Origin of the sequence: Phocaeicola sp. ICN-14070 (assembly GCF_037892625.1) — a bacterium.
Classification (GTDB): Bacteria; Bacteroidota; Bacteroidia; order Bacteroidales; family Bacteroidaceae; genus Phocaeicola; species Phocaeicola plebeius.
Genome location: NZ_JBBKBF010000112.1, coordinates 1 through 5,281, shown reverse-complemented (window position 1 = coordinate 5,281; position 5,281 = coordinate 1). Strand labels below are relative to the sequence as shown.

Annotated in this window: 6 protein-coding genes; all 6 read right to left on the bottom strand. The window is 27.9% G+C overall.

Going from position 1 to position 5,281, the window contains the following annotated elements; genetic code table 11:
- Positions 1–188: 4Fe-4S binding protein (locus WKT20_RS17475; protein ID WP_340417812.1), on the bottom strand; the 188-nt coding region annotated here is incomplete at its 3' end.
- Between the two features lie 2 nt (positions 189–190).
- A complete protein-coding gene (locus WKT20_RS17470; RefSeq protein WP_340417811.1) occupies positions 191–1,366 on the bottom strand; it encodes a polysaccharide pyruvyl transferase family protein in 1,176 nt (391 codons plus the stop codon).
- Positions 1,351–2,538 (bottom strand): glycosyltransferase family 4 protein, encoded by a 1,188-nt coding sequence (locus WKT20_RS17465; RefSeq protein WP_340417810.1) that lies wholly within the window; start codon positions 2,536–2,538, stop codon positions 1,351–1,353. The genes WKT20_RS17470 and WKT20_RS17465 overlap by 16 nt, the downstream gene beginning before the upstream one ends.
- On the bottom strand, positions 2,535–2,924 hold the full coding sequence (locus WKT20_RS17460) for a hypothetical protein (protein WP_340417809.1): 390 nt from the start codon (positions 2,922–2,924) through the stop codon (positions 2,535–2,537). Before WKT20_RS17460 ends, WKT20_RS17465 begins: the two co-directional genes overlap by 4 nt.
- A gap of 214 nt (positions 2,925–3,138) precedes the next feature.
- Positions 3,139–4,212 carry a glycosyltransferase gene (locus WKT20_RS17455; RefSeq protein ID WP_340417808.1) on the bottom strand — a complete coding sequence of 358 codons (1,074 nt, stop codon included), beginning with the start codon at positions 4,210–4,212 and terminating at the stop codon, positions 3,139–3,141.
- Between the two features lie 10 nt (positions 4,213–4,222).
- Entirely contained in the window at positions 4,223–5,236 is a 1,014-nt protein-coding gene (locus WKT20_RS18345; RefSeq protein WP_445323297.1) for an acyltransferase family protein, read from the bottom strand.
- Positions 5,237–5,281: the final 45 nt, after the last annotated feature.

Here is a 5,281-nt window from a genome sequence, read left to right as displayed (position 1 = left end):
TCTTGTGCTTTTAAATTAAGAATAGGACATGTTTTTTCGCATATTTTACAGTTTATACATAAATCTAATTGTACCTTTGGATATAAAAAGCCTTCTTTGTCTGCTTCCATTGTAATACAATTTTTTGGACATGCTTGATAGCAGGCTCCACAACCACAGCAATCTTTTTTATCTTTGATATCAATCATATTTATATATTTAATAAAGAGTTTTTCAAATAGTTTAAAGATTCCTCTTTCCATGCATTTAGCTTCGTATGAACCTTTTGATAATTGATTTCGCTAGATAATTGTTGCTCAATATTAAGAGTATTTATTTGAATTAGATGTCTATTGGATAAATCTAATTTATTTAACAAAGTATCTATCCGAGAATTTCTTGCATTAGGCGAGGAGGAATTGTATCTGTTAAATGTAAAAAACTTTTTAGAATAAATAATTGAAAAAATTGATGCATGAAATGAGTCACATAGTATTAATTCTGCATATTTGATTAAGTTTATGAAGTCCGAAGGAGAGGCATCATTTACATTAATATCAGCAAAATTGGTTGCCGATTTTATAAACTCATCCATATGTTGAATGCTTACGATAGGCATTTTCATTTTTTTGCTTACTTCTTTCGCAAAGTTTCTTTGTTCTTCATTATCTCCTAAGAAGAAACAGAATATGTATTTACCTTGTATCCTAGGATTATTATCAATATATTGATTCCATTCATCTTGTGTTAATAGGAGAGTCGGATCAGCTACAACTTGTACTTTAAGATTAATCAGTGATTCAATAATTTTTGCTCCACTATCCTCTCTCACAGATAAATAGTTTATTTTTCTAAGAAAATTTGCAGTCCTTTTGTTTAGGAATTTGGGTAATTTAGATACTCCAAAACTAGTTGCGTATGCAATTTTCAAAATTTTCTCTGGGACAAAATTTAGAGTATGATAGTCTCGTATGATATCTGCAGGTCCCCATAATTGGTCACTTCCTATTATTACAGCGTTATAATCTTTGATTATATTTTTTACTTCATTTATATTATTACATTTTTTGCTGAATATAAAATGTTTATTTACAAATAGGTCCATTATAGTATTTCGATCAGCTACGATTCTTTTGTATTCATGATTACCTATGGCTGATATAGAATTCTTAAATTTCTTTTTTAGAAATGTAGGATCTGTTAATAATGGGAGTTTTAAATGATATATAATCTCCAATTTAGCTTTACGATCTGGATTGTCTTTATAGTTAATAACTTCAACTTCATATCCTAATGATGATATTTTCTTAAAAGTTGCAAGAGATTGTAAAATACTTCCGTAATTTCGAATATAGGTATTACAAATTAGTGCTATTTTTTTTCCCATTTTGTTATGTTATTTATTGCATTAAAGACTCTGTATGCACAATGATCTGTATCAAATTGTTTTTCTAATTCAATTGAGTTAGAACCAAACTTTTTTAAATCTACATGGTGGAAATAATCAAGTGCATTTATGATGGTATCTTCTTTATAGGTATCAAATGTTATTCCATTGTATCCTTTTTTCACTAGTTCTACATGGCATCCGTTGTATATGGATGTTGCAACGGGTAATCCACAACTCATAGCTTCAGGAATAACTAGGCTCCAATTGTCCTCTAATGTGGGAAGTATAAAAATATCTGCTATTGCATAGTATTTATAAACTTCGTTGTATGGAATTTTTCCTTCTAAATAAATTGAATTGTTAGTGGAGAATAAAGTCTGGTATTTTTTTAGGAGACTTCCTCCTCCTATAATAATTAGTCTATCATTAGGATATACAAGAATATGTTTCTTCCATGCATTTAGTAAATAAATTAATCCTTTTCGTTCGATTATTTGTCCTGAAAAAAGGTATATGAGTCCATTATCGTTTGTATTAATAAATTGTTGTTTAAATATTTTTTTTTGTGAAAGAGGATAATTGGCAATTGCCTCTCTTAATCCACGACTATCAGCATTCATTCCTCCAATAAATATTTTTTGAGGAGAAACGCCTATAGAGATAAGATATTTTTGGGTTTCTGTTCCATTGACTAAGTATCCTGTGACAAAAAGGTTGATAAGTTTTCTATATGTTGTCAGAAGAATTCCTGTATTTCTTTCTGTATGTAACGTTCTTTCATATCCAATAAATAATTTAGCTCGCATTATGAATGAATATATTACAGCGAAAGGTGTCCATTGATAAAACCCTTCTGAGATTAGAACATCTGGATGTATTTTTAGTATATTTCTAATAAGTCCTAATGTAAAAGGTATTTTTCTACCTTTTTCTTTATCATATTTGTTAAATGATTTTTTGTTGACATCATAGATTAATTCGGTCTTAAATTCTATTGCGTTTGAGCCTAATGCCATTTTGATTTGTGGTAATAAATCTTCTACCCCTTTTTTTATATATCTTTTTGTTGAATATAGGACATAGAAATCATTATTGAATAGTTCTTTTAATTTTTTGTAAAAAGGTATTCTATATGATAGAAAAACAGGATTTATGTATAGAACTTTCATAGTGGAATGTTTACTTTTTGGTTATTTAATTTTATAATTTTTGCAGGATTCCCAATAATCACGGCATTATTTGGGATATTTTTACATATGAATGAATTTGCTGAGATTGTGACATTGTTTCCGATTGTTATATTTCCCACTATTACTGTACCAGTCCCTATTGTTACATCATTTCCAATAATAGGTTTCTCATTTTTGATTAAATTTTTTGCTCCAATAACTACATGTGGATAGCAGATAAAATTCTCTCCGATACTTTGTGCATTTAGGTAGCAGCAGTCATTATGTACAAAATGTGCATGTTTCCCAATAGGACAATTGAAAGGGATTTTTAGACTAGGTTCCCCACGAAGTATCCACGAATAAATGTAACTACTTTTTCCCATTCTGTGATAGAATAAATTACGATTATGTTTCCCAAAGATAAGAGATTTAACCATGTTATTATATGAGCCGAAGTCACTATTGACTAAATATTTTTGTTTTGACATTAGATAGGCTATTTGGCAGGGGATGGTTCTCCAATAGTTGAGTATAAATTGTAGGAATCTATAAATAGTTTTTCCTTTAGATGAGAATATAATTCTTTCTTGATATATTTTAGCATACATTGTTTTGAGTGATATTTAGGAATTTTATGACAGTATTTTTGTAGGATTTTTGTTTCTCTAAATATAATAATAAATTCTTTTGTATTTTGCGATATATTTGTTCATCCATTATTGATTGAATGTTAAAATCTTTTATGTCGTTAAAAAGGAATCCTAAATTTTCCTCTTCTATGAATTCTAGCGCATTACATTTATGACCAATAATAGGTATACCGTTGAATAAAATATCCAATGCGACTCCACTACTTCGATTGGAATATACGCCTCGATAATTTAGAATACAATAACGTGATTCTTTTATATACTTGTTGTAATCATTTATATCAATAAAACCTAGATGTAGTTCTATGTTAGAAGAATTCTGTGCAATTGAGGTTAATTTATCTGCAAGTTCTTCATTTGCTTTTCCTGCGATAATTGTTTTATATTTACTTTTAGAAAGGTATTCTGCCATTTCAATGACTCCTTTATCAGGAGCTATACTTCCTACGATAGAAAAATCATATTTTTTTTCAATTAAGGATTGAAATTTTATTTGTCTTTCAGTTTGGTTATATATATAATCTGTAACGATACAATAAGGTCTTTTATATGACTTTCCAATGAGTTCATTAGGACAAATAAATCCTTTGATTTTATTTTGGGCTAATTTATATATGAATTTCTTTATAGGATTGGAGATTGAATCTGTATCATATTGGATAACAAAGATATTATTCATATTTTTTTTTGCAAATAATGCGATTCCTAAAAAAGTTGTGGATGCACCAGAATGTTGTAATACTATTATATCTTGTGGGGTTGAGTTTCTGAATAGATATTTACAATTCATTAATGTTTTCCATTTGTTCTTTAGTTGACTTTCTCCTGATATTGAATTATATGGAAGGGCAAAAACCTCTGAATTATTAAAATGGGAGAAATAAAGAGGGCCACCAGCTACTTTTGTTATGATAACTTCTGAATACAATTCAAGGTAATTCTGTGCTACTGAAAAATAGTGTCCAATTGATTTTCCATTGTAGCTATAACTTTTTACATCAGCAATAATTAAACGTTTCATAATCAACTATTTATAATCTATCACCTATGAGTATACTTATTATTTTAGGCATTTTTCTTTTGCTTATCCTAAATAAAATATAACATATTAGTAAAACTGAAATTGCGGTTATAATCCAAACAAAGCAACAATTTAGAAGTTTTGTAGTATTTATATGTGTAATATAAATATTTCTTAATCCTGTAAAATATGGATGTACAAAATATATGAAAGAACTAGACATTGTAATACTAGCCGGTATATTATATTTTGTTATAATTCCCCATAAACTTATAGAACATAACATGAAGTTTATACCTTGTACAAAGGTAGGGAATATCATACTTAGGTTTAGTATTTTTATTGCAAGATAGAGAATAAGGCAAATCTTCCAATTAAAATTCTTATAGATTTTATCAAGAGAGAATCCCATTATTGCAGTATATGATCCGAGTAATAGATAAATGTTAAAAAACGGATAGTCTATATTTATGTTGAATGAGAATAAAAAGAGAGCAATTAATAATATTACATTTTTTAGGTATTTGATAAGTATATAATAAACAGGTGAAAAGAAGGAAAACAAAATTAGAGTTTTGATATACCACATAGCCTTCCCTATTGGATGCCCTGAACCTGAATCCCAAAATTGTATAAGAAAGTTTGTTATCCCGCATGGCCAATTATCATTTTTTATGAAATGGTTGTATACTATGGCAATAAGGCACCATAAAATATATGGTATTAATAATGTTCTTATTCTTCTTCGTATTTTATATATATAAGTATATATAATCCAATCTCTAAAACTACGGTCTTTATTTTCTTCTTTTGTCTGAAAAAAAAGATATCCACTTAGAAAAAATAATATTGGAAGGAATGGAATATTAATGATGTTTTGGATATTAATGATGTTTTGGATATTAATGATATCAGTATTTGTAGGAGTGAGTAAATGCCCTATTTGGGTATGAAGTAAAACTAAAAAAATAATACATATAAACCTTAGGGTATTTATTTTAGTTGATTCTTTTTTATCTATCATAAAATGTGATTATTTATTTAGCTTATTTTGATAATATTAGTTGGT